This is a genomic window from Mycobacterium hackensackense, assembly GCF_025822555.1.
Classification (GTDB): Bacteria; Actinomycetota; Actinomycetes; order Mycobacteriales; family Mycobacteriaceae; genus Mycobacterium; species Mycobacterium fluoranthenivorans.
Genome location: NZ_JACKUC010000029.1, coordinates 397006 through 421633, shown reverse-complemented (window position 1 = coordinate 421633; position 24628 = coordinate 397006). Strand labels below are relative to the sequence as shown.

The following is a 24628-nucleotide window of genomic DNA, read 5'->3' as shown; positions in this document are numbered from 1 at the left end:
CAGTATGGTGAGGTTCGAACGCGGGGGAGACTGTGGATCGAGCGAGGCGGGCCGTAGCAGCGAGCGCCACCGCGCTCGCCGCCTTGGTACTGGTCGGCGGGCCGACAGCGACCGTCGCGGCGGCCGCGCCGGGCGATTCGAGTCGTTCGCACGGCGGCCAGCACGGCAACCGTGGCGGCGACCATCGCGGTGAGCGTGGCGGTGAGCGTGGGCCCCGCAGCGATTCCGGTTACGGTCGGGCCGGCGCCGACAACCGCAAGAGCAGTGTCGCCAGCACGACCGGCGACAGCGAGACCACCAGTCGCACCGACACCGCCACCGTGAGCCGCGCGCCGCAGACCGCCGCGAGTACCGGCGATTCGGAGTCGTCGACTGCGACACCGACCCTGTCCGTTGCCGGGGCGCGGGCCTCCTCCGGTTCGGATATGCCCCCCGCGGCACCGGCTTTCGTCGCCCCGAAAGTGACCTTCGGGGATGGTCGTACCCCCGGTGACGGCGCGCGCCACCCCGTCGTCTCGGTGCCGCAGCCCGGTGTCGCGATCACCCTGCCGCCGGTGGTGATGGCGGTACCCGCGCCGCTCGGCATTGCGCCCGCGCCGGCACCGCCGAGTGCGCCGCTGGACCTGTCCGCGTTGCACGGCTGGGACTCCGCGCGGCCCGGGCAGCCGATGACCTCGTGGTTCGGCCTCGCCGGGCTGCTGCTGATCCCGCTCGCCGGTGCGGCACTTGGTTACCGGCAGGCCCGCGCCGCCAAAGCGGCGTCCACCCTGGCCATTCGCTGACGGATTCGAGCAAAACAGGCATCATGCGTTACCGACGGTACTGGATACCGTAGGTTGTACCCATGGAGAACCCGCCCGATCTGCCCGGCGTGCAGCACCGCTATCTCGATCTCGGCGACGGCGTGACGATTCACGTCGCCGAAGCCGGTCCCGAAGACGGACCGCCGGTGATGCTGGTGCACGGATTCCCGCAGAACTGGTGGGAATGGCGACGCCATATCGAGCCACTGGCCGCCGACGGCTACCGGGTGTTGTGCCCCGATCTGCGGGGGGCCGGATGGAGCTCGACTCCGCCGGGGGATCACTACTTCAAGAACGACCTGGCCGATGACCTGGCCGGTGTCGTCGACCGCCTCGGTGTCGGTCCGGTCCGCCTGGTCGCCCACGACTGGGGCGGTCCGGTCGCGACCATCTTCATGCTGCGCCATCCGGAGAAGGTGGTGTCGTTCATGGGCATCAACACCGCGGTGCCCTGGCTCAAACGCGACCTCACGGCCTTGGCCAACATCTGGCGGATGTGGTACCAGATTCCGATGCTGTTGCCGGTCATCGGACCGCGCGTGATCGCCGACCCGAAGATGCGGTTCTTCCGGCTGCTGGGTTCCTGGGTGGGTGGCGACTTCGTGACTCCGGAAGAGGACATGGAGTTCTACCGGGCGTGCATGTCGCGGCCGGCGTACGCCCTGGCCGGCTCGAAGTGGTACCGCACCTTCCAGACCCGGGAGGCGGCGCGGTGGATGCGCGGCGAATACGACCGCTACCACGTGACGGTGCCGGTGCGCTGGCTGCACGGCACCGAGGATTCGGTGCTGACCCCGGAACTGCTGCGGGTGCTGCCCGAACACTGCTCGAACTTCGACCTCGAATTGGTGCCCGGCGCGGGACACTGGATCATCGAGGAACGCCCGGAACTGGTGCTCGACCGGTTGCGCACCTTCCTGACCCTGGGTGCCGACGCGGGTAAATCTGCCTGAACGAGGTTGTCGCTCAAGCCGTTTCGTCGAGCTGCCGGATCAACTTCTTGGATGCCACGAGCCGGAATGAGGCATCGACGAGTTCGCGGACCTCGGCCCAGCCCACCGTGCCCGCGGTCAGATCCAGGCCCAGCCAACCGAACGGCCCCATGTAGGCCGGGAAGAAGAACCGGCTGTCCGCCTCGAGTGCCCGGCGATCGGAATCGTCGACCTTGACCAGGAGTGAATAGGGATAGGCAACCATCCCGTCGGTGCTCTTGAGGTTGCCGCCGAACATGGCGAACATCTTCGGCGCGCAGAACACGGGCCGGCCCCACGAGACCTTCTCGAACGCGGTGGGAAAGCCCAGCGCGATCTCGCGGACCTCGGCCAGTCCGAAGTCGTCATCGCTGAACATCACGGGGTGCGGCACGGGAAGCAGTCTATTCCGCGGGACATTGAGTTAGGCTCACCTTACTTATGCAGATGAGGAGGGTGATATGCCCATATCGTGGCTCGACACCGTGGTGCGTCACACCCGTATGGTCGGCGATTTCCCTTATCCGCACTGGGCGTCGATGTTCCTGAACAACCCGATTCGGCGGTTCATCGGTCGGCCCGGCACCGTCATCGACGGGCTGATGCTCGGCGGTGACGAGCGGGTCCTCGAGATCGGGCCCGGCCCGGGCTACTACAGCACCGAGATCGCCACGCGGGTGCCGCACGGACACCTACACCTGTTCGATCTGCAACCGCAGATGCTGGACAAGGCACGCCGCGCGGTCGACGCCGCGGGCTGCCGCAACGTCGAATTCCATTCCGGCGATGCCGGCGCCGGTTTGCCGTTCCCGGAGGACACCTTCGATGTGGCGTTCCTGGCGGCGGTGCTCGGTGAGGTGCCCGACAAGGAGATCTGCATCCGTGGGCTGGCGCGGGTGCTGCGCCCGGGCGGGCTGCTGGTGTTCGTCGAGGCCTTCCCCGATCCCGACCGGCAGAGCGCGCAGACTCTGCGTGAACTGGTCGAGCCGCACGGTTTCGTGTTGCAGGGTTGGGAGGGCACCACCTGGCGCGATGTGGTGCGGTTCCGGCTCTGGCCGCCGCTGTGAGCCGGCAAAGAGGTGTCGGCGCGCTCGACTAGCCTCTTGAGCGTGAGCTCTTCCGACTCTGAGGTACGCGGCCGTTGGCAGGAACTGGCCGAGGAGGTGCGGGGGCATCAGTTCCGGTACTACGTCAAAGACGCGCCCATCATCTCCGACGCCGAGTTCGACACGCTGCTGCGCGAACTGGAGGCCCTGGAGGAGGCGCATCCGGAGTTGCGCACCCCCGACTCGCCGACCCAGTTGGTCGGCGGTGCCGGCTTCGCCACCGACTTCGCCTCCGCCGACCATCTGGAACGGATGTTGTCGCTGGACAACGTGTTCGACAGCGACGAACTGTCGGCATGGGCCGCCCGGATCAGCGCCGAGACCGGTGAGAACACCGAGTATCTCTGCGAACTGAAGATCGACGGTGTCGCGCTGGCGCTGGTCTACCGCGACGGCAGACTGGTGCGTGCGGCCACCCGGGGTGACGGCCGCACCGGTGAAGACGTCACCCTCAACGCGCGCACCATCGAGGACATCCCCGAACGGCTCATCGACTCCGAGGAGTTCCCGCTGCCCGCGGTCCTCGAGGTGCGCGGTGAGGTGTTCTTCCGGCTCGCCGATTTCGAGGACCTCAATGCCGGATTGGTGGCCGAGGGCAAGCCGCCGTTCGCCAACCCGCGAAACAGCGCCGCCGGGTCGTTGCGCCAGAAGAACCCGGCCGTCACCGCCCGGCGCCGCCTGCGGATGATCTGCCACGGGCTGGGCCTCGTGGAAGGTACGACGTTCGCCTCCTTGCACGACGCCTACCGCGCGCTCGGTCAGTGGGGGCTGCCCGTCTCGACGCACACCACCCGCGTGCAGGGCATCGCCGCGGTCGCCGAGCGGATCTCCTACTGGGGTGAGCACCGGCATGACGTCGAACACGAAATCGACGGCGTGGTGGTCAAAGTCGACCAGGTGGCGTTGCAACGCCGGCTCGGTGCGACATCGCGCGCACCGCGCTGGGCGGTGGCCTACAAGTATCCGCCCGAAGAGGTCACCACCAAGCTGCTCGACATCAGGGTCAATGTCGGCCGCACCGGCCGGGTCACCCCGTTCGCCTACATGGAGCCGGTCAAGGTCGCGGGATCCACCGTCGGACTGGCCACCCTGCACAACGCCTCCGAGGTGAAACGCAAGGGCGTGCTGATCGGCGACACCGTGGTGATCCGCAAGGCCGGTGACGTCATCCCCGAGGTGCTGGCGCCGGTGGTCGATCTGCGCGACGGTACCGAACGCGAATTCGTCATGCCCACAACATGTCCCGAGTGCGGCACCCCCCTGGCGCCGGCCAAGGAGGGCGATGCCGACATCCGCTGCCCCAACACGCGCAGTTGCCCGGCCCAGTTGCGCGAGCGCGTGTTCCACGTCGCGGGCCGCGGTGCCTTCGATATCGAAGGGCTCGGGTACGAAGCGGCGGTGGCGCTGTTGGCTGCCGGCGTGATCGATGACGAGGGCGACCTGTTCACCCTGACGGCCGACGATCTGTTGCGCACCGATCTGTTCACCACCAAGGCCGGCGAACTGTCCGCCAACGGTAAGCGGCTGCTGGCCAATCTGGGCAAGGCCAAATCCCAGCCGCTGTGGCGCGTGCTGGTGGCGCTGTCCATCCGCCACGTGGGGCCGACGGCGGCGCGCGCGCTGGCCGGTGAGTTCGGCAGCCTCGACGCGGTGATGGCGGCGTCCGAGGAGCAGCTCGCCGCGGTCGAGGGTGTGGGTCCGACCATCGCCGCCGCCGTGATCGAGTGGTTCACCGTGGACTGGCACCGGGCCATCGTCGACAAGTGGCGCGCCGCAGGGGTGCGGATGGCCGATGAACGCGACGCGGGCATCGAACGGACCCTGGAAGGCCTGTCCATCGTCGTCACCGGGTCGCTGACCGGGTTCTCGCGCGATGAGGCCAAGGAGGCCATCCTGGTGCGTGGCGGCAAGGCGGCCGGCTCGGTGTCGAAGAAGACGGCCTACGTGGTGGCCGGGGACGCCCCGGGGTCCAAGTACGACAAGGCCATCGAACTCGGGGTGCCGGTCCTTGATGAGGACGGCTTTCGCGCACTGCTGGAGAACGGTCCGGCGCCGGCGGACTAACGCAGGATGGTGGCCACGATGCCGGCCAGGTAGCCCAGCCGCGCGACCTCCGACGGCCGGAAGGCGGGCCCGCCCGGGCGGCCCAACAGGACCGCGGTGCCGTGATCGCCCAGCGGGGCGGCGGCCAGGGTGGTGTCGATATCGCGCCAGACCTGAGGCACCCACGGCGCGCTGCCGTCGAGTACCGCGGCATGCTCGATCGGCAGCCAGGGCGCGCTCTGCGCAAGCGTTTCGGGTGCCCCCGGGCTGCCGACGATGGTCTCCAGCCCGCCTTCGGTCAGCCGCACGACGCTGCACCAGCCCACCCGCAACACCTTCGGGGCCTCGTCGGCGAGCATCTGCAGCTTGTCGCCCGCCGCGGCGATGTGGTCGATGAGCTCGAGTTCGCGGTGCGCCTCCAGCAGCCCGGTATGCGGCCGGATGCTGTCGACGTAGACACCCTGGATGTGTTCGGCGGCCGTGATCAGCGAATCGGGCATCGCACCGACCGGCAGGTCGACGACCAGATCGTCGATGGCGTAGCCCGCTCCGCGCTCGACCACGTCGAGGGACAGGATGTCGGCGCCCACCGAACCGAGCGCGACGGCCAGCGAGCCGAGGCTGCCCGGTCGGTCCTCCAGCTGGACCCGCAGCAGATATGACGGCACGCGTGACACCTTGTCACAGCGGCAGGTGCGCGGCGAACCGGCGGGCAGTGGGTGCAGCGACCAGGGGACGACCGGGGGATGAAAAGGGGTGGAGCGCAGCGACTAGGCTTTCCAGTCGTGTCACAGATCTCCCGGGACGAGGTAGCCCACCTTGCGCGGCTGGCCCGGCTCGCCCTCACCGATGGCGAGTTGGACAGTTTCGCCGGTCAGCTCGACGCCATCCTGGCCCACGTCGGCCAGATCCAGTCCGTCGACGTCACCGGCGTCGAAGCCACGGACAATCCGCTTTCGCGGCGGCCCGGACAAGGGGAGTCGGGTGGCTACGCCAATGTGACGAGGCCGGATGAGGTCGTGCCGAGCCTCACCCAGGACCAGGCCCTTGCCGCCGCCCCGCGCGCCGAGGACGGTCGCTTCGCGGTGCCTCGCATCCTGGAAGAAGAAGAATGACCGAGTTGATCCGCGAGAACGCCGCCACGCTGGGCGCCAAGATCGCCGCGGGGGAGGTCACCTCGACCGAGGTCACCACCGCGCATCTGGACCAGATCGCCGCGACCGATGAGCGCTATCACGCGTTCCTGCACGTCGGCGCCGAGCAGGCACTGGCCGCGGCCGCCGAGGTCGACCGCCAGGTCGCCGCGGGTGAGCCGCTGCCGTCGCCGCTGGCCGGTGTGCCCCTGGCCCTCAAAGACGTCTTCACCACGATCGATGCGCCGACCACCGCCGGATCCAAGATCCTGGAGGGCTGGCGGTCCCCGTTCGACGCGACGGTCACCGCGAAGCTGCGAGCGGCCGGTATCCCGATTCTGGGCAAGACCAACATGGACGAGTTCGCGATGGGCAGCTCGACCGAGAACTCCGCGTACGGCCCCACCCGCAACCCGTGGGATGTCGAGCGGGTGCCCGGCGGCTCCGGCGGCGGTAGCGCCGCCGCGCTCGCGGCGTTCCAGGCCCCGCTGGCCATCGGCACCGACACCGGTGGCTCGATCCGCCAGCCGGCCGCTCTCACCTCGACCGTCGGCGTCAAGCCGACGTACGGGACCGTCAGCCGGTACGGGCTGATCGCCTGCGCGTCATCGCTGGACCAGGGTGGGCCGTGCGCCCGCACGGTGCTCGACACCGCGCTGCTGCACGAGGTGATCGCCGGCCACGACCCGCGCGACTCCACGTCGATCAACGTCCCGGTGCCCGATGTGGTGGGCGCCGCCAAGGCCGGCGCTCAGGGCGATCTGAAGGGTGTGCGGGTCGGCGTCGTCAAGCAGCTGCGCGGCGAGGGCTATCAGGCCGGCGTGCTGGCGTCCTTCCACGCCGCCGTCGAGCAGCTCACCGCTCTCGGCGCGGAGGTCATCGAGGTCGACTGCCCGAACTTCGACCACGCGATGGCGGCCTACTACCTGATCCTGCCCTCGGAGGTGTCGAGCAACCTGGCGCGCTTCGACGCCATGCGCTACGGCCTGCGGGTCGGCGACGACGGCACGCACAGCGCCGAAGAGGTCATGGCGCTGACTCGGGCCGCCGGTTTCGGGCCGGAGGTCAAGCGCCGCATCATGATCGGCACCTACGCGCTGTCGGCGGGCTATTACGACGCCTATTACAACCAGGCCCAGAAGGTCCGCACGCTGATCGCCCGCGATCTGGACCGGGCCTACGAAAAGGTCGACGTCCTGGCCACCCCGGCCACGCCCTCGACGGCGTTCCGCCTCGGGGAGAAGGTCGACGACCCGCTGGCCATGTACCTGTTCGACCTGTGCACCCTGCCGCTCAACCTGGCCGGGCACTGTGGCATGTCGGTGCCGTCGGGATTGTCGGCCGACGACAACCTGCCGGTCGGCCTGCAGATCATGGCCCCCGCCATGGCCGATGACCGGCTCTACCGGGTGGGTGCGGCCTACGAGGCGGCCCGGGGATCGCTGCCGACCGCGCTGTAAACGGGTTAGATAGGCGGCATGCGTATTGGCGTGCTGACTGGTGGTGGTGACTGTCCGGGGCTGAACGCCGTGATCAGGGCGGTGGTGCGGACCTGCGACCAGCGTTACGGATCCACGGTGGTCGGCTTCCTGGACGGATGGCGCGGCCTGCTGGAGGACCGACGGATCCAGCTGGCCAACGATGACCGCAACGACCGGCTGCTGGGCAAGGGCGGCACCATGCTGGGCACCGCACGGGTCAATCCCGACAAACTGCGGGCCGGTCTGGACCAGATCAAGCAGACGCTGGAGGACAACGGCATCGATGTGCTCATCCCGATCGGCGGGGAGGGCACACTGACCGCGGCGCACTGGCTGTCCGAGGAGAACGTGCCCGTGGTCGGGGTCCCCAAGACCATCGACAACGACATCGACTGCACCGACGTCACGTTCGGCCACGACACCGCACTGCAGGTGGCCACGGACGCCATCGACCGGCTGCACAGTACGGCGGAGTCGCACCAGCGGGTCATGCTCGTCGAGGTGATGGGCCGGCACGCCGGCTGGATCGCGCTGAACGCGGGCTTGGCCACCGGCGCGCACATGACCCTGATCCCCGAGCAGCCCTTCGATGTCGAGGAAGTGTGCCGGCTGGTCAAGAAGCGGTTCCAGCACGGCTCCTCGCACTTCATCTGCGTCGTCGCCGAGGGCGCCAAACCCGCCGAGGGCACCATGCAGCTCCGGCAGGGCGGCCTCGACGAGTTCGGCCACGAGCGATTCACCGGTGTGGCCCAGCAGCTGGCCCTCGAGGTGGAGAAGCGCATCAAGAAGGAGGTGCGCGTCACGGTGCTCGGCCACGTGCAGCGCGGCGGCACCCCGACGGCCTATGACCGGGTGCTGGCCACCCGGTTCGGCGTCAACGCCGCCGACGCCGCCCATGCCGGCGAGTTCGGCATGATGGTGTCGCTGCGCGGGCAGGACATCGGGCGGGTGGCCCTGGCGGACGCGGTGCAACAGCTCAAGCTGGTGCCGCAGAGCCGCTATGACGACGCCGCGGAATTCTTCGGCTGAGCTGGCCCCATTAGGATCGACGGCATGTCTGTCGATACCGCCGAACTCCTGGACTACGACGAGGTCATCGCCGCTTTCGATCCCGTCATGGGGATGGAGGTGCACGTCGAGCTGTCGACCGCGACGAAGATGTTCTGCGGTTGCGCCAACCAGTTCGGCGGCGAGCCCAACACGCAGGTGTGCCCGGTGTGCCTGGGTCTGCCCGGCGCACTGCCGGTGCTCAACGGGTCGGCGGTGGAGTCGGCGATCCGGATCGGGCTGGCGCTGAACTGTGAGATCGCGCCGTGGGGCCGGTTCGCGCGGAAGAACTACTTCTACCCGGATCAGCCGAAGAACTACCAGATCTCGCAGTACGACGAACCGATCGCCGTCGACGGGTATCTGGACGTCCCGCTGGACGACGGCACCACCTTCCGGGTCCAGATCGAGCGTGCGCACATGGAGGAGGACACCGGCAAGCTGACCCACCTGGGCAGCGACACCGGCCGGATCTCCGGGGCGACCACCTCGCTGGCCGATTTCAACCGCGCCGGGGTGCCGCTGATCGAGATCGTCACCCGGCCGATCGAGGGCACCGGAGAACGCGCACCGGAGATCGCCCGCGCGTATGTCACGGCGTTGCGCGATCTGCTGCGCGCACTGGACGTGTCCGATGTGCGGATGGACCAGGGTTCGCTGCGCTGCGATGCCAACCTGTCGCTGAAACCCAAGGGCGCCAGTGAATTCGGTACCCGCACCGAGACCAAGAACGTGAACTCGCTCAAGAGTGTCGAGGTGGCGGTGCGCTACGAGATGCGCCGCCAGGCCGCGGTGCTGAGCGCCGGGGGCACCGTCACCCAGGAGACCCGGCACTTCCACGAGTCCGGCCACACCACGCCCGGGCGCAGCAAGGAGACCGCGCAGGACTACCGCTACTTCCCGGAGCCGGACCTGGAGCCGATCGCGCCCAGTGCCGAACTGGTGGAGCGGCTGCGCACCACCATCCCGGAGCTTCCGTGGTTGGCGCGCAAGCGGATTCAGCAGGAGTGGGGCGTCTCCGACGAGGTGATGCGCGACCTGGTGAACAACGGCGCCATCGATATGGTGGCCGCCACCGTCGCGCACGGCGCCTCCAGCGAGGCCGCCCGTGCGTGGTGGGGCAACTTCCTGGTGCAGAAGGCCAACGAGATCGGGGTGGCCGTATCCGATTTGGCCATCACGCCCAAGCAGGTGGCCGCGGTGGTCGAACTGGTCGACGGCGGCAAGTTGTCGAACAAACTGGCCCGCCAGGTGGTCGAGGGCGTGCTCGCCGGTGAGGGTGAACCCGAGCAGGTCATGAATGATCGCGGACTCGTTGTGGTGCGCGATGATTCACTGATCCAGGCCGCGGTCGACGAGGCCTTGGCCGCCAATCCCGATGTCGCCGACAAGATTAGGGCCGGCAAAGTGGCTGCGGCAGGCGCAATAGTCGGCGCGGTGATGAAGGCCACCAAGGGCCAGGCCGACGCCGCGCGGGTGCGCGAACTGGTGATCGCCGCGTGTAGTTAGGTCAGCCCGCCGTCGTCACGTCTTGTCGGCGTTGCTGCGCGGGAAGCCACCACCCGACGGGAACAGCGGGAACACCACGTCGTCGAGCTTCTCGGCGTCACCTGAGGTCTTGTTGATCGTGCCGCCCCAGACGTTGCCGTCCGGGGACACCGCGAGCCCCCAGGCGTGGCCGTGCTGATCCTGGCGCACCACCTCGGGCTCACCGGTCACCGCCCCGGTGTCGGGGGCCATCCGCACGGCGACGGTCTGTTTGGTGTTCACCAGATTCACCAGGACGGCGCCGTCGAGGGCGGCGCAGCCGGCCACCCCGGGCCGGTCCGGCCAGGACCACACCGTGGACACCTTGGAGTCCTTGGTGATCTTCTGCAGGCGGTCGCCGGTCGGGGTGCGATCGGTGATGTAGAGCGACCCGTCGGCCGGATCGGTGCACATCGAACCGGCCGCGCCCATCCCGGACAGGGCGGTGGTCGGCGGGGCCTGGTCGACGGTGGTGGGCTGCTCGATGCGCAGGATCTTGCCCGCCAGCGAGGCCGGGTCGTTGGCCAGCGCCGGGTTCCCGGCGTCACCGGTCTGGACCACCAGCGTCGTCGGGCTGGTGAAGATCAGCGATCCCGCGTTGCCGGTGGCGCCCTTGGGGATTCCGGTCAGCAGCGCCTTGGGCACATCGCCGTCGGCGATGCGGATGACCCGGTTGTCGGTCGGGGTGCTGACGTAGGCGTACATCAGCCGGTCCTGTGAGTAGGTGGGCGACAGCACGATGTCGAGCAGGCCGCCGTCGCCGGACGGGTCGACGGGGATGACGACCTTGACCTTCGGTTCGGCCTTGGTCGACACGGTCTTGACGGCGCCCGTCGTGCGTTCGGCCACCAGCGCGGACTGGCTGTCGGGAAGCATGATGAGGCCGCTGGTGCTCTCCAGGCAGCCCTGCATCACACCGGGGGCGGGGCACTCCTTGGGAAACGGTGCACCCGGCAGCGGCGGGGGAGGCGGCGGCGACGACGAGGGCGGGGCCTCCATCTGTGGCTCGGTGGTGAACGGCTGCGACTGCGCATCGTCGAACCGGGCGCATCCGACCGCTGCCACCATCACCGTGCACAGCACCGCAGCGTCTCGAAGCGCCGTCAGCGTAGGCCCGCCCTGTCTCATGCAGGCCAGACTACGGATGGATGCGCCGAACGCGCCAAGAAGGTGTCGGTCGCAACCCTGTGTCACGAGTGTGTATCGGTGTGGATACGTGCGCGTTTGTGTCGCGCCAATACCGAGTTACGGCGTGTCTTGCATTTACCCTGGCAACCGTGACCGCTGAACCTCATGGCATGACCGACTGGCAACGGCCGGCGTCGGCCCGGCTGGTCGACCCTGAAGACGACTTGCCCTCGTCGACGTACGGGGGCGATTTCGAGACTACGGCCATCCCGCGGTACGACACCGAGGGTTCCGCCAAACCGGAACAGTCCGGTTATTCGCTGCTCGGCGAACCCGAACCCCTGCCCTATGTGTCCCCGGCGGCGCCGAACCCCTACGCGGCCGCACCGGCGGTGCCGACCGAGATCGGACCGCACGACGCCGACCAGCGCATCCGCGCGGCAGGTCGGCGCGGCACCACCGACCTGGGCCTGTTCCTGCTGCGTGCCGGGCTGGGCGTGCTGCTCGTCATACACGGACTGCAGAAGGCGTTCGGTTGGTGGGGCGGCGCGGGCCTGAGTGGTTTCGAAGGTTCGCTCAACGAGCTGGGCTACCAGCACGCCGGCCTGATCACCTATGTCGCCGCGGGCGCGCAGGTCGGCGCGGGCGTGCTGCTGGTGCTCGGGCTGTTCACCCCGTTGGCCGCCGCAGCCGCGCTGGCGTACCTGATCAACGCGCTGCTGGCCGGCATCGCCGCGGCGCCCGACCACAGTTTCGTCAGCTTCGTCGTACCGTCGGGCCATGAGCACCAGGTCACCCTCGTGCTGGTGGCGGCGGCGCTGACGCTGACCGGTCCGGGACGCTACGGGCTGGATGCCGGCCGGGGCTGGGCCCGTCGGCCGTTCGTCGGCTCGTTCCTGGCGCTGCTGCTGGGGATCGGTGTGGGCGTCGGCTTCTGGGTGCTGCTCAACGGCGCCAATCCGATCGCCTGACGCCGATCAAGCGGCGAGGAACGAGCCGCGTTGAGAAGGTCAGGCCAATCAACCTCGCCTAGGCATCACTCGTAGGGGTTGGGCACCCGGCCACCGCTGGCCGCGGTGAGCAACGGCAACGTCGAGAAGGTCACCGCGGGCAGGACGAGTTCACTGCCGTCGGTGAGACGTGCGCGCGCCCAGGAACTCCTGGTGAACCGCAGGCCGTCGATCTCTTCCCAGCGCACCGTGCGGCTGCCCAGCAGCGTGCGCACCCGCACGTGGTCGCGGTCGGCCACCGTGCGGTACCGGAAGACGGCCGCCGCCAACAGGATCGGCAGGATCAACAGCACGGCGGCATAGCCCGGCCACGCGAAGATCAGGGCGAGCAGACCCAGGGTGAAGAAGCCCACCCCGAAATAGGCCATCGGGGAGATGCGGATGACGACGTCGGTCTGCGCACGAGCGGAACTCACCACGCCATCTTTGCACCGTGCCCGCGTCGCGAATCCGGGCGTCCGAGACGGGTCAGGGCAATTTGACCTTTGACCAGTGCGCGGGCTACCGTCACTTGTTATGCAGAAGTCCGAGATTTCCGTAGTACTTGGTTGGCGCGTTGATGCCGCGCTGGCCCTCACTCGGGCATAGCACACAGCATCGACGCGCCAACCCTCGTACAGCGGACTCCGCTGACGGGGGTTTTTTCTTGCCCAAGTACCAGATCCGACAGATAACCAACCCGACGAAGAGGACATCGTGAGCGCTCCCACCACGCGGCCCCCCGAGCCCGCCCAGCGCGCAAACTCACCCGTGGCTGCGGCCAATCCCGTGACGCAGCCGAAACACGTTGCGCCCGTTGAACTCACCGGCGCGCAGTCGGTGGTGCGTTCGCTGGAAGAGATCGGCGTCGAGGTGATATTCGGTATCCCCGGCGGAGCGGTCCTGCCGGTCTACGACCCGCTGTACGACTCGATGAAGCTGCGCCATGTCCTGGTGCGGCACGAGCAGGGCGCCGGGCATGCCGCCAGCGGCTACGCCCACGCCACCGGCAAGGTCGGTGTGATGATGGCCACCTCGGGTCCCGGTGCCACCAACCTGGTCACCCCGCTGGCCGACGCCCAGATGGACTCCATCCCGGTGGTCGCCATCACCGGACAGGTCGGTCGCGCCCTGATCGGCACCGACGCCTTCCAGGAGGCCGATATCACCGGCATGACCATGCCGATCACCAAGCACAACTTCCTGGTGCGCGACGGTGACGACATCCCGCGGGTGATCGCCGAGGCCTTCCACATCGCCCAGTCGGGGCGACCCGGCGCGGTGCTCGTCGACATCCCCAAGGACATCCTGCAGGGCCAGTGCACCTTCTCCTGGCCGCCGGTGATGGACCTGCCCGGCTACAAGCCGAACACCAAGCCGCACAGCCGCCAGGTGCGCGAGGCCGCCAAGCTGATCGCCGAGGCCCGCAAACCGGTGCTCTACGTCGGTGGCGGCGTCATCCGCGGTGAGGCGACCGCCGAACTGATGGATCTGGCGGAACTGACCGGCATCCCGGTGGTCACCACCCTGATGGCCCGCGGTGCGTTCCCGGACAGCCACCCGCAGCACATGGGTATGCCGGGCATGCACGGCTCCGTCTCCGCGGTCGCCGCGCTGCAGAAGAGCGATCTGCTGATCGCACTGGGCACCCGCTTCGATGACCGGGTCACCGGCAAGCTGGACTCATTCGCCCCGGATGCCCTGGTCATCCACGCCGATATCGACCCCGCCGAGATCGGCAAGAACCGGCACGCCGACGTGCCGATCGTGGGCGATGTCCGCAACGTCATCACCGATCTGCTGGAGGTGCTGCGCCGCGACGGCACCAACGCGGCGTCGCTGAAGCTGGACAACTGGTGGGAATACCTGTCCAGCATCAAGTCGACCTACCCGCTGAGCTACGGCCCGCAGAGCGACGGCAGCCTGAGCCCCGAGTTCGTCATCGAGAAGCTGGGTCAGATCGCCGGACCCGACGCGCTCTACGTCGCCGGTGTCGGCCAGCACCAGATGTGGGCCGCCCAGTTCGTCAAGTACGAGAACCCCAAGACGTGGCTGAACTCCGGCGGTCTGGGCACCATGGGCTTCGCCGTCCCGGCGGCCATGGGCGCCAAGTTCGGCCGGCCCGAGGCCGAGGTGTGGGCCATCGACGGCGACGGCTGCTTCCAGATGACCAATCAGGAACTGGCCACCTGTGCCATCGAGGGCGCGCCGATCAAGGTCGCGCTGATCAACAACGGCAACCTGGGCATGGTGCGGCAGTGGCAGACGCTGTTCTACGAGAAGCGGTACAGCCAGACGGATCTGTCGACGCACAGCCGCCGGATCCCGGATTTCCTGAAGCTGGCCGAGGCGCTGGGTTGCGTCGGATTGCGTTGCGAGCGTGAAGAAGACGTCGAAGACGTGATCAACCAGGCCCGTGCCATCAACGACCGGCCGGTGGTCATCGACTTCGTCGTCGGCAAGGACGCCCAGGTGTGGCCGATGGTCGCCGCCGGGACGAGCAACGACGAGATCCAGGCCGCCCGCGGAATCCGGCCGCTGTTCGACTCCGAAGAAGGGCACGCGTGATGAGCGCTTGCGCGAAGAACCGAGGAATCTGATGACCATCTCCACCCACACCCTGTCGGTGCTCGTCGAGGACAAACCCGGCGTCCTGGCGCGCGTCGCCTCGCTGTTCTCCCGGCGCGGATTCAACATCCAGTCCCTGGCCGTCGGCGCCACCGAGCAGAAGCACCTGTCCCGGATGACCATCGTCGTCCAGGTCGAGGACTTCCCGCTCGAACAGGTCACCAAGCAGCTCAACAAGCTGATCAACGTGATCAAGATCGTCGAACAGGACGAGGCTCAGTCGGTCTCGCGCGAGCTCGCGCTGATCAAGGTGCGCACCGATGCGACCACCCGCAGCCAGGTGATTGAAGCGGTCAACCTGTTCCGTGCCAAGGTGGTGGACGTGTCCACCGAGTCGCTGACCATCGAGGCCACCGGGACGCCGGAGAAGCTCGAGGCCTTCCTGCGGGTGCTCGAGCCGTACGGTATTCGGGAAATCGTGCAGTCCGGCATCGTCTCGCTGTCGCGCGGACCGCGCGGGATCGGCACCGCCAAATAGCTTCCATCGACACAGCTTCAACACGACCGAAAACAAGAGAAGGAAAAGTAAGTGGCAATCGAACTGTTCTACGACGACGACGCGGATCTGTCGATCATCCAGGGCCGCAAGGTCGCGGTGATCGGCTACGGCAGCCAGGGCCACGCCCATTCGCTGTCACTGCGTGACTCGGGTGTGCAGGTCAAGGTCGGCCTGAAAGAGGGCTCGAAGTCCCGCGTCAAGGTCGAGGAGCAGGGCCTGGAGGTCGACACCCCGGCCGAGGTCGCCAAGTGGGCCGACGTGATCATGCTGCTGGCGCCCGACACCGCGCAGGCCGAGATCTTCAAGAACGACATCGAGCCCAACCTGGAGGACGGCAACGCGCTGTTCTTCGGCCACGGCCTGAACATCCACTTCGGTCTGATCAAGCCGCCCGCCAACGTCACCGTCGGCATGGTCGCCCCCAAGGGCCCCGGCCACCTGGTGCGCCGGCAGTTCGTCGACGGCAAGGGCGTGCCCGCCCTGATCGCCGTCGACCAGGACCCCAAGGGTGAGGGCCAGGCGCTGGCGCTGTCCTACGCGTCGGCCATCGGTGGCGGGCGTGCCGGTGTCATCAAGACCACCTTCAAGGAGGAGACCGAGACCGACCTGTTCGGTGAGCAGGCCGTGCTGTGCGGTGGCACCGAGGAGCTCATCAAGACCGGGTTCGAGGTCATGGTGGAGGCCGGTTACGCCCCCGAGATGGCGTACTTCGAGGTGCTGCACGAGCTCAAGCTGATCGTCGACCTGATCTACGAAGGCGGCATCGCCCGGATGAACTACTCGGTGAGCGACACCGCCGAGTTCGGTGGCTACCTGTCGGGCCCGCGGGTCATCGACGCCGACACCAAGAAGCGTATGCAGGACATCCTCAAGGACATCCAGGACGGCACCTTCGTCAAGCGTCTGGTCGCCAACGTCGAGAACGGCAACACCGAGCTCGAGGCCCTGCGCAAGGCCAACGCCGAGCACCCGATCGAGGTCACCGGCAAGAAGCTGCGCGACCTGATGAGCTGGGTCGACCGGCCGATCACCGAGACCGCCTAGGCTCTCCCAGCCCAACGGCCAGTTATTGCACGGCGAACTCGAAAGAGCGTGCAATAACTGGCCTTTCGGCGTTCATGGGGTGGCTTCGTGGCCGTCGCGGCCCTTGGTGCGGCGGTCCTCTTTCATCTCCGCCTCGTACACGTGACGCTTGCCGTCCATGAGGTCGTCACGGACCCGTTTCTCGTGCGCACGCAGGCGCGACCAGTAGTCGTCATCGAATTCCTCGACCACCTGGAATGTCCAGCGGCCCCGGATGACGTTGCGGCCGACCATATCCTCGGCCAATCGGTCGGCGGCCGCGCCGTGCCCGGCCTCGCGCAGGTCGTCGCACGCCTGCCCGAGCAGCAGGTCGGCGTGACCCATCAGCTGGTGAAACGAGTACAGGTGACCCCGCGCCCGTTCCACGTACTCGAGGGCCTCGGACACCTTGCCGACCGCCGCCACCGTCGCATCATCCACACCCGGTGGCCGGGCGTGCGCATCGTCGAGAGTGCTCACCGCAGGGGTATACCCACAATGTCCGGGCGGCTCACGGGGCCAGGGTCGGCAGTTCCGCGATGCCGAACTCACGCCTGAGCACCGTGGCGGCCGCGTAATACCCGGCCATCCCGTGCACACCGCCGCCGGGCGGGGTGGCGGAGGAACACAGATACGCCTTCGGGATGGGCGTGCTCCACGGATTCAGGCGCGGCGTCGGGCCGGCCAGCGCGCTGATCATGTTGTTGCCGCCCACCCCGATATCGCCGCCGACCAGATTGGCGTTGTGGTCGGCCAAGCGTGATGCCGGCACGCTGCGCGTCGCGACGACGATATCGCGGAAGCCCGGGGCGAACCGCTCGAAGATCCCGGTCACCGCCTCGGCCATATCGCGCGACGAGCCATGCGGCACATGTGCATACGTCCACAGTGGGCGCCGGCCCGCCGGGTCGATGCGACCCGGGTCGGCCACATGCGGCAGCGCGGCCAGCACCATCGGCCAGTCGGCGTGCCGGCCGGCGGCGATCTCCGCCTCGGCCAGCGCCATCCGTTCCCGGCTGCCGCCGAGGTGAAGTGTCGGCGCCTGCGCCAGACGCTCGTCGCGCCAAGGGATTTCACCGGAGAGCACGAAATCGACCTTGGCCACGCCCGGCCCGTACCGGTAGCGCTGCAGGGCCCGGGCGTAACCGGAGGGCAGGGTGTCACCGTAGAGGGACAGCAATGCGGTGGGGGCGGTGTCGTAGAGCACCACACCGGCAGGCGGCGCGGTCACCTCCTCGCCGAGCACGAGCTCGCCGCCATGGGCGTGCAGGTCGGCCAGCAGCGCAGCGACGATGGCCTGTGAGCCGCCGACCGGAATCGGCCAGCCCACCGCATGCCCGAGCGTGCCCAGCATCAGGCCTGCGCCGCTGGACACCAGCGACGGCATCGGGGCGATGGTATGGGCGGCGACACCGCTGAACAGGGCCCGGGCGTCATCGCCGCGCAGCGTGCTCCACAACCGGCTGCCCTGGGCAAGCAGGCGAGGAGCCACCTTCGCCGCGGCGGAAAGCGGTGGCACCGAACGCTTGTTGCCGAGGATCAGTCGCACCACGGCATCGCTGTCGTCGACCAACGGTCCGAGCAACCGCCGCCACGACGGCCCGTGCTCGAGTTCGGCGCAGGTGCGGCCGATATCGCGATACCCGATCGCCGCGGGGCGGTCGGGCAGCGGACTGGCGTAGGAGATCTCGGGTACCGCCAGCCGCACACCGCGTGCGGTCAGGTCGTAGTCGGCGAAGAACGGTGAGGCCAGCGCCAGTGGATGCACCGCCGAACAGATATCGTGGGTGATACCGGGGAACTCGGCGTCGGGCAGGGTGCGCGCGCCGCCACCGGCGGTCGGCTGGGCCTCGATGACCCGCACCGCGAGCCCGGCCCGGGCCAGGATGACGGCGGCGGACAGGCCGTTGGGTCCGGAGCCGACGACGGTGACGTCCATGGCACCAGAATGCCCGGTGTTTCGTCGATATTGCAGCCCACTATCCTTACCGCGTGAGTCTTCCCGTTGTACTGATCGCCGACAAGCTCGCCGAATCGACCGTCGCTGCCCTGGGTGACCAGGTAGAGGTCCGTTGGGTGGACGGCCCGGACCGCCCGAAGCTGCTGGCCGCGGTCACCGATGCCGACGCGCTGCTGGTGCGTTCGGCCACCACCGTCGACGCCGAGGTGCTGGCCGCCGCACCCAAGCTCAAGATCGTCGCCCGGGCCGGCGTCGGCCTGGACAACGTCGACGTCGACGCCGCCACCGCGCGCGGGGTGCTGGTCGTCAACGCGCCCACCTCCAACATCCACAGCGCCGCCGAGCATGCGCTGGCCCTGCTGCTCTCGGCCGCGCGCCAGATCCCGGCCGCCGATGCCACGCTGCGTGAGCACACCTGGAAGCGGTCGAAGTTCTCCGGCACCGAGATCTTCGGTAAGACCGTCGGTGTGGTGGGGCTGGGCCGTATCGGTCAGCTCGTCGCGCAGCGGCTGGCCGCCTTCGGTGCCCACATCACCGCGTACGACCCCTATGTCTCCCAGGCCCGTGCCGCGCAGCTGGGCATCGAACTGCTGCCACTCGACGATCTGCTGGCGCGCGCCGATTTCATCTCGGTGCACCTGCCCAAGACCAAGGAAACCGCCGGTCTGCTCGGCAAGGAGAATCTGGCCAAGACCAAGCCGGGCGTGATCATCGTCAACGCCGCCCGTGGTGGCCTGATCGACGAGCAGGCCCTGGCCGACGCGATCGCCAGTGGTCACGTGCGCGCCGCCGGGCTCGACGTATTCGCCACCGAACCGTGCACCGACAGTCCGCTGTTCGAACTGCCCCAGGTGGTCGTCACCCCACACCTGGGTGCCTCGACCGAAGAGGCCCAGGACCGGGCCGGCACCGATGTGGCGGCCAGCGTGAAGCTGGCCCTGGCCGGCGAGTTCGTACCCGATGCGGTCAACGTCGGCGGCGGTGTGGTCGGCGAGGAAGTGGCACCGTGGCTGGATCTGGTGCGCAAGCTCGGGTTGCTGGTCGGCTCGCTGTCCGATGCCGCGCCGGTGTCGCTGGCCGTCCAGGTGCAAGGCGAGCTGGCCTCCGAGGATGTCGAGATCCTTCGCCTCTCGGCACTGCGCGGCCTGTTCTCGGCCGTCGTCGACGAGCAGGTGACGTTCGTCAACGCCCCCGCGCTGGCCGCCGAGCGCGGTGTGACCGCCGAGATCTCCACCGCGACCGAGAGCCCCAACCACCGCAGCGTCGTGGACGTGCGTGCGGTCTACGCCGACGGCAGCGCACTCAACGTGGCCGGCACGCTGTCGGGTCCGCAGCAGGTGCAGAAACTCGTCCAGATCAACGGCCGCAACTTCGACCTGCGTGCCGAGGGTTTCAACCTGGTCGTCAACTACAGCGACCAGCCCGGTGCGCTCGGCAAGATCGGCACCGAACTCGGCGGGGCGGATGTCAACATCCTGGCCGCCCAGCTGAGCCAGGACGCCGGCGGTGAGAGCGCGACCATCATCCTGCGCCTGGATACCGATGTCCCCGAAAACGTGCGCGCCGCAATCGCCAAGGCGGTCGGCGCCACCACACTGGAAGTGGTTGACCTGTCGTGAAACTAGCTGTCATCGCCGGCGACGGTATCGGTCCCGAGGTCATCGCCGAGGCGCTCCAGGTGCTCGACACGGTGCTGCCGGGGGTGGAGCGCACCGAGTACGACCTGGGCGCACGGCGCTACCACGCGACCGGTGAGCTGCTCACCGAAGAGACGATCGAGGAACTGCGCGGCTACGACGCGATCCTGCTCGGTGCGATCGGTGATCCTTCGGTGCCCAGCGGCGTGCTGGAGCGCGGTCTGCTGCTCAAACTGCGTTTCGCGCTGGATCATCACGTCAACCTGCGTCCGGGCCGGTTGTACCCGGGTGTCACCAGCCCGCTGTCCGGTGTGACGGGTATCGACTTCGTCGTCGTGCGCGAAGGTACCGAGGGGCCCTACACCGGTAACGGCGGCGCGCTGCGTGTCGGTACCCCGCACGAGGTGGCCACCGAGGTGAGTGTGAACACCGCGTTCGGCGTCGAGCGTGTGGTGCGGGACGCGTTCGCGCGGGCCCAGTCCCGGCGCAAGCACCTGACGCTGGTGCACAAGACCAATGTGCTGACCTTCGCGGGCAGCCTGTGGTCGCGGGTGGTCGCCGAGGTCGGCGCGGAGTTCCCGGATGTCGAGGTCGCCTATCAGCACATCGACGCGGCCACCATCCACATGGTCACCGACCCGGGCCGGTTCGACGTGATCGTCACGGACAACCTGTTCGGCGATATCATCACCGACCTGTCGGCCGCGGTATGCGGCGGCATCGGGCTGGCCGCCAGCGGCAACATCGACGCCACCCGCACCAACCCGTCGATGTTCGAACCGGTGCACGGCAGCGCACCCGATATCGCGGGCCAGGGCATCGCCGATCCGACCGCGGCCGTCATGAGTGTTGCGCTGCTGCTGGCCCATGTCGGCGAGGACGCCGCCGCCGCCCGGGTCGACAAGGCCGTCGCCGAGCATCTGGCCACCCGTGGGGACGAGAAGCTGTCCACCGCAGCAGTCGGCGAGCGGATTCGCGCGCTGCTCTAGCGGGTTTTGTAAGGTCCCTGTCATGGAGCAGGCCGGCTGATGGCCGACGTCGCAACGCTGCGCCGGCAGTGCTGGTTGTTCGCGGTCGGTTCCAGCTTCTTCGCGATCGGCACGGCACCCGGATTCACGGCGGTCGCCGGCGCCGGTGCGACGAATGTCCTGTGCTTCGCCGGATCGTGGTTCTTCACCACGGCCGCGTGGATGCAACTGCGGCTCTCCGACCGCGGGACCGCGTGGTGGTCCTCGGCCATCCAGTTCGCCGGCACCATTCTGTTCAATGTCAGCACCGGCGCCTCGGTGTGGGCGCACACGGTGCACGGCGAGCGGCGCTATGTGTGGGCCCCGGATGCCACCGGGTCGCTGGCCTTCCTGATCTCGGGTGTGCTCGGGGTGATCGTGGTCGGCCTATGGGCGCCGAGATCGGTTGACTGGCAAGCCGAATGGATCAACCTGGCGGGCTGCGTCGCGTTCGGGGTGTCCGCAGTGGCGGCTTTCGTCACCAAGGCCGGGACGACCGAGGACATCGGGCTGGCCAACCTCGGCACCTTCGCCGGGGCCCTCTGCTTTCTGGCTGCGGCGCTGCTGATCCTGCCGGGCCGGCGTGGGCTCAGACCGCCGACAGCGCATCCGCCGTCGACAGCGCCTGGGCCACACCGGAGATGATGGACGCCAGCCGGATCGCCTCGAAGATGACGGTGCGGTCGACGCCGGCATCACGCAGCACGGTTTCATGCGCGGCCAGGCAGTGCCCACATCCGTTGATCGCCGAGACGGCCAGCGACCACAGCTCGAAATCCTCTTTGGCGACACCCGGATTGGCGATGATGTTCATCCGCAGACCGGCCCGCAGGTCGTCGTAACGCCCGTCGAGTTGGCCCTTCGTGCGGTAGAACACGTTGTTCATCCCCATGATCGCCGCGGCACCCAGCGCGGCGTGGTAGGCCTCGCCGGACAGGATGTCCAAGGCGTCCTCGGAGACCTCCCGAAGCAGGCGCTGCGATTTCGAGGCTGCGGCCGTCGCCACCAGCGCGCCCCACAGCTGCTGCTCGGACAGTTCGGTGCTGCGCGCGATACTGCCGAGGTTGAGCTTGAGGTCCTTGGCGTATTCGGGCAGCGCCTCTTTGATGTTGTCGAGCGACATGATCAGACCGCCTCTGCCAGCAGTTCGCCGGCATCGATGGTGGGATCGCCCTTGCGCCAGTTGCAGGCGCACAGTTCATCGGACTGCAGAGCATCGAGAACCCGCAGGACCTCGTCGACATTGCGCCCGACCGAACCCGCTGTCACAGAGACGAACTGGACCTCGTTGTTCGGATCGACGATGAAGGTGGCGCGGTCGGCGACACCCTCGGAGTTGAGTACACCGGTGGCGGTGGCCAGTTCGCGCTTGAGGTCCGAGACCATCGGGAAGGGCAGGGTCTTGAGGTCCTCGTGCTGGGCGCGCCACTGGAAGTGCACGAACTCGTTGTCCACCGAGACGCCGAGCACCTGGGCGTCTCGGTCTTCGAACTCGTCGTTGAGCTTGCCGAACGCCGCGATCTCGGTCGGGCAGACGAAGGTGAAATCCTTGGGCCAGAAGAACACGATTCGCCACTTGCCGGCGTGGTCGGCGCTGGTGACCTTGGTGAAATAGTCCTCGGGCTTCTTCGCGTCGACCTTGGAGAGGTCACCTCCGATGACGGCGGTGAGGTCATAGGCCGGGAACTGATCACCGATCGTGAGCAACGTCATTTGAACGTCCATCCCTTCCAAACTGGAATAATTCCAATATCTGCTGACTCGATTCTGCGCGATCCGCCGCGGCTCGACAACACCTACCCTCGTGATTGTCGACACATGCGCGGCGTGAAAAGCAATGTGTGAATGCTTGTTTCGGTACCCCGATGACTTTTCCCGACGCGCCGGGTCTGACCATCATGGGACTGATTCAGATCGAACTCTTCGCCAGCCTGGACCTCGTCGGCCAGGCGCCCGGTGGCCCCGACGAGGATCCGGTGGGATTCGCCTTCGGTGGCTGGCAGGCCCCGCTGCTCGACGACACCACCGGCGCACAGGTGGCTGCCGCATACGACGACACCGACGCCTTGTTGCTCGGAAGGCGGACCTATGACATCTTCGCGGCCTACTGGCCGCACCAGGACGGCGATTTCGCCGACCTGTTCAATCGCATCCCGAAGTACGTGGCCTCCCACGGCAAGCCGAACCTCGCCTGGCCCGGGTCGACACAGCTCGGCCCGGATCTCGCCGGCGCGGTGCGCGAGATCCGAGACCGGCACGAGCACGTCAGCGTCGTCGGCAGCCTGAATCTGGTGCAGACGCTGTTGCGCGAGAAGCTCTTCGACCGGCTCGATCTCTGGGTACACCCGATCCTGCTCGGCTCCGGCAAGAAGATCTTCGACGGCGGTGCGGTGCCCTCGAATGTCACGCTGCTCGAACCGCCGGTGGCCGGCGCCAAGGGGACGGTGTTCCTGCGCTACGGCCTGGCCGACGGCATACCCGCAACGGGGGATATGAGTGCGGTGGACAACCATTAGCGACGCCGGAACGTCAACGGCGAGTACGTGATCAAACCGACACCAAATGGGCCTATCGTCGGTGGCACAGTCTCGGATTTCCCAGCAGTGGAGATTTACCACGATGATCGTGGACGTGTCACTGATCTGGGTCATGTTATGCCACAGAACACTTCAGTATTTGGTCCGCTGGCCGGATTGCCGTTTTCCCAAACGATCGGGCCAGGCTTGATGGGTGAGTTTCCGGACACCGTAATTCCGGGGCTGTCTACCGGGCCCGCACCCGTGACTTTGCCTGGTGGCGCGCCACACGTGCCGTCGGCTATCCAAATCCCTGTCCCGACGGTCATGCCCTACCCTTCCGTGACATTGGGGCCGGTAGAGTCCGCACCCAGTGTTCCGGTCGGCAAGTGAGTGCGACGCCTCGCCCGAGAAAGGCTTGACGATGAATACGGATGACGTTCGGGCCGGAACTGTGTGGGTTCGGGGCCTCCTTGCCGGTGCCATCCTCGGGGGGATCGGATGGGGCTTGTTTGCCGCGCTGACCGTAGGGGCGCGGGGTGATCAGTCCCATCTGAACGCGGTGTTCGGCCGGTATCTCACTGTCGCGGCCGGTATTTCATTGACCTGCCTGGCGATCTCCGGATTCCTTGCCCGGATACGGCACTTGTGCACACCGGCGGTTGCGTTGGCAGTCGCCCCGGTCAGTGGCTGGCTGTTTCTGGGCCTGCAATATTTGCAATCACTGGTGCTGAGATGAAGACGGAAGTCGGGGTTGCCGTACCGAGTGCTTGCAGGTCGGCTACGTCAAGGGGTGGTTATGTCCTTCGAACGTGAGAATCGACTCGAGCCGAAGCGTATTCGGCGAGTTGATCCAAGGTTCTTGTTAGGCGGTTACGTGCTGGGGTTGGCGGCGATGTCGCCGGCTCCACTGGTCTATTACTGGCTTCTGGCGCCGGTAGGTGCCGTGTTGGCCGCCGGTACGTGCGTGCTGGTGAGTCTGGCCCGTCCACGGTTTGCCGACGCGGCCTGCGGCGCGCTGTTGGCGGCCGTGTTCGGGCTCGTGACGGTGTTGGTCATATTTTTCTTCGTGGGTGCTCGCGGTTGACGAG

At 67.8% G+C, this 24628-nt stretch carries 26 protein-coding genes; 18 read left to right on the top strand and 8 right to left on the bottom strand.

Translation table 11 applies throughout. The features are described from left to right. The first annotated feature begins 32 nt into the window (after positions 1–32). Together H7J86_RS05185 and H7J86_RS05180 are read left to right on the top strand one after the other, a co-directional pair. Positions 33–782: a hypothetical protein gene (locus tag H7J86_RS05185; protein WP_267289702.1), complete on the top strand. Its 750-nt coding sequence runs from the start codon at positions 33–35 to the stop codon at positions 780–782. A 62-nt stretch (positions 783–844) separates the two neighbouring features. Beyond that, on the top strand, positions 845–1756 hold the full coding sequence (locus H7J86_RS05180) for an alpha/beta fold hydrolase (protein WP_090357006.1): 912 nt from the start codon (positions 845–847) through the stop codon (positions 1754–1756). Positions 1757–1769: 13 nt separating this feature from the next. On the opposite strand, the gene H7J86_RS05175 is transcribed toward H7J86_RS05180, so the two are convergent. Further along, positions 1770–2168, bottom strand: a complete 399-nt coding sequence (locus H7J86_RS05175) for an MmcQ/YjbR family DNA-binding protein (protein WP_267289700.1) — start codon at positions 2166–2168, stop codon at positions 1770–1772. Between the two features lie 67 nt (positions 2169–2235). Here H7J86_RS05175 and H7J86_RS05170 point away from each other — a divergent pair, with 67 nt between their 5' ends. Further along, entirely contained in the window at positions 2236–2841 is a 606-nt protein-coding gene (locus H7J86_RS05170) for a class I SAM-dependent methyltransferase (protein WP_090357003.1), read from the top strand. A gap of 36 nt (positions 2842–2877) precedes the next feature. Continuing rightward, complete coding sequence (ligA, locus tag H7J86_RS05165) at positions 2878–4944, top strand: NAD-dependent DNA ligase LigA (RefSeq protein WP_267289698.1); 2067 nt, start codon at positions 2878–2880, stop codon at positions 4942–4944. Here ligA and H7J86_RS05160 read toward each other — a convergent pair. Beyond that, positions 4941–5591, bottom strand: a complete 651-nt coding sequence (locus H7J86_RS05160; RefSeq protein ID WP_090357000.1) for an ACT domain-containing protein — start codon at positions 5589–5591, stop codon at positions 4941–4943. The two genes, ligA and H7J86_RS05160, sit on opposite strands and share 4 nt — an antisense overlap. 117 nt (positions 5592–5708) lie before the next feature. On the opposite strand from H7J86_RS05160, the gene gatC reads away from it, so the two are divergent. From gatC to gatB, 4 genes are read left to right on the top strand one after another with little or no spacing between them, the layout of a single operon-like run. Beyond that, positions 5709–6038 carry an Asp-tRNA(Asn)/Glu-tRNA(Gln) amidotransferase subunit GatC gene (gene gatC / locus H7J86_RS05155; RefSeq protein ID WP_090356998.1) on the top strand — a complete coding sequence of 110 codons (330 nt, stop codon included), beginning with the start codon at positions 5709–5711 and terminating at the stop codon, positions 6036–6038. Further along, positions 6035–7516, top strand: a complete 1482-nt coding sequence (gatA, locus tag H7J86_RS05150) for an Asp-tRNA(Asn)/Glu-tRNA(Gln) amidotransferase subunit GatA (RefSeq protein ID WP_267289696.1) — start codon at positions 6035–6037, stop codon at positions 7514–7516. Before gatC ends, gatA begins: the two co-directional genes overlap by 4 nt. 18 nt (positions 7517–7534) lie before the next feature. Beyond that, the gene (locus H7J86_RS05145) at positions 7535–8566 is read left to right on the top strand and encodes an ATP-dependent 6-phosphofructokinase (RefSeq protein ID WP_187098910.1); all 1032 of its coding nucleotides are present in this window, start codon (positions 7535–7537) and stop codon (positions 8564–8566) included. A 24-nt stretch (positions 8567–8590) separates the two neighbouring features. Beyond that, the gene (gene gatB / locus H7J86_RS05140) at positions 8591–10093 is read left to right on the top strand and encodes an Asp-tRNA(Asn)/Glu-tRNA(Gln) amidotransferase subunit GatB (protein WP_090356993.1); all 1503 of its coding nucleotides are present in this window, start codon (positions 8591–8593) and stop codon (positions 10091–10093) included. Positions 10094–10108: 15 nt separating this feature from the next. On the opposite strand, the gene H7J86_RS05135 is transcribed toward gatB, so the two are convergent. Then, on the bottom strand, positions 10109–11179 hold the full coding sequence (locus H7J86_RS05135) for a PQQ-dependent sugar dehydrogenase (protein ID WP_372517237.1): 1071 nt from the start codon (positions 11177–11179) through the stop codon (positions 10109–10111). 209 nt (positions 11180–11388) lie between these two features. Here H7J86_RS05135 and H7J86_RS05130 point away from each other — a divergent pair, with 209 nt between their 5' ends. Then, positions 11389–12210, top strand: coding sequence for a DoxX family protein (locus H7J86_RS05130; protein ID WP_372517220.1), 822 nt, complete (start codon positions 11389–11391; stop codon positions 12208–12210). A gap of 65 nt (positions 12211–12275) precedes the next feature. Here the strand turns inward: H7J86_RS05130 and H7J86_RS05125 are convergent, their stop codons facing one another. Next, a complete protein-coding gene (locus H7J86_RS05125) occupies positions 12276–12617 on the bottom strand; it encodes a PH domain-containing protein (protein WP_187099324.1) in 342 nt (113 codons plus the stop codon). Positions 12618–12945: 328 nt separating this feature from the next. Here H7J86_RS05125 and H7J86_RS05120 point away from each other — a divergent pair, with 328 nt between their 5' ends. From H7J86_RS05120 to ilvC, 3 genes are all read left to right on the top strand, one after another. Further along, positions 12946–14796 (top strand): acetolactate synthase large subunit, encoded by a 1851-nt coding sequence (locus H7J86_RS05120; protein WP_090356987.1) that lies wholly within the window; start codon positions 12946–12948, stop codon positions 14794–14796. 31 nt (positions 14797–14827) lie between these two features. Continuing rightward, a complete protein-coding gene (gene ilvN / locus H7J86_RS05115; protein WP_090356986.1) occupies positions 14828–15334 on the top strand; it encodes an acetolactate synthase small subunit in 507 nt (168 codons plus the stop codon). Positions 15335–15397: 63 nt separating this feature from the next. Further along, positions 15398–16399, top strand: a complete 1002-nt coding sequence (gene ilvC / locus H7J86_RS05110; protein ID WP_267290593.1) for a ketol-acid reductoisomerase — start codon at positions 15398–15400, stop codon at positions 16397–16399. Between the two features lie 72 nt (positions 16400–16471). Here ilvC and H7J86_RS05105 read toward each other — a convergent pair whose 3' ends face one another. Further along, positions 16472–16897 carry a hypothetical protein gene (locus tag H7J86_RS05105; RefSeq protein ID WP_267289692.1) on the bottom strand — a complete coding sequence of 142 codons (426 nt, stop codon included), beginning with the start codon at positions 16895–16897 and terminating at the stop codon, positions 16472–16474. A 31-nt stretch (positions 16898–16928) separates the two neighbouring features. Continuing rightward, on the bottom strand, positions 16929–18356 hold the full coding sequence (locus tag H7J86_RS05100; RefSeq protein WP_267289690.1) for a phytoene desaturase family protein: 1428 nt from the start codon (positions 18354–18356) through the stop codon (positions 16929–16931). Positions 18357–18409: 53 nt separating this feature from the next. On the opposite strand from H7J86_RS05100, the gene serA reads away from it, so the two are divergent. The 3 genes from serA to H7J86_RS05085 are packed head-to-tail and all read left to right on the top strand — an operon-like array spanning position 18410 to position 21666. Continuing rightward, a complete protein-coding gene (gene serA / locus H7J86_RS05095) occupies positions 18410–19996 on the top strand; it encodes a phosphoglycerate dehydrogenase (protein ID WP_090356979.1) in 1587 nt (528 codons plus the stop codon). After that, a complete protein-coding gene (locus tag H7J86_RS05090) occupies positions 19993–21003 on the top strand; it encodes a 3-isopropylmalate dehydrogenase (RefSeq protein ID WP_090356977.1) in 1011 nt (336 codons plus the stop codon). Before serA ends, H7J86_RS05090 begins: the two co-directional genes overlap by 4 nt. A gap of 39 nt (positions 21004–21042) precedes the next feature. Next, entirely contained in the window at positions 21043–21666 is a 624-nt protein-coding gene (locus tag H7J86_RS05085; RefSeq protein WP_187098917.1) for a hypothetical protein, read from the top strand. Here H7J86_RS05085 and ahpD read toward each other — a convergent pair. Both ahpD and H7J86_RS05075 read right to left on the bottom strand, forming a co-directional pair. Next, positions 21611–22144, bottom strand: a complete 534-nt coding sequence (gene ahpD / locus H7J86_RS05080) for an alkyl hydroperoxide reductase AhpD (protein WP_187098918.1) — start codon at positions 22142–22144, stop codon at positions 21611–21613. The genes H7J86_RS05085 and ahpD overlap by 56 nt on opposite strands. Positions 22145–22146: 2 nt before the next feature. Further along, the gene (locus H7J86_RS05075; protein WP_090357303.1) at positions 22147–22734 is read right to left on the bottom strand and encodes a peroxiredoxin; all 588 of its coding nucleotides are present in this window, start codon (positions 22732–22734) and stop codon (positions 22147–22149) included. A 185-nt stretch (positions 22735–22919) separates the two neighbouring features. Between H7J86_RS05075 and H7J86_RS05070 the strand changes: the two genes are divergently transcribed. The 3 genes from H7J86_RS05070 (at position 22920) to H7J86_RS05060 (ending at position 24624) form a co-directional block, all read left to right on the top strand. Beyond that, positions 22920–23537 (top strand): dihydrofolate reductase family protein, encoded by a 618-nt coding sequence (locus H7J86_RS05070; protein WP_267290591.1) that lies wholly within the window; start codon positions 22920–22922, stop codon positions 23535–23537. 424 nt (positions 23538–23961) lie between these two features. Next, entirely contained in the window at positions 23962–24276 is a 315-nt protein-coding gene (locus H7J86_RS05065; protein WP_187098919.1) for a hypothetical protein, read from the top strand. Positions 24277–24336: 60 nt separating this feature from the next. Beyond that, positions 24337–24624, top strand: a complete 288-nt coding sequence (locus tag H7J86_RS05060) for a hypothetical protein (protein ID WP_267289688.1) — start codon at positions 24337–24339, stop codon at positions 24622–24624. Positions 24625–24628: the final 4 nt, after the last annotated feature.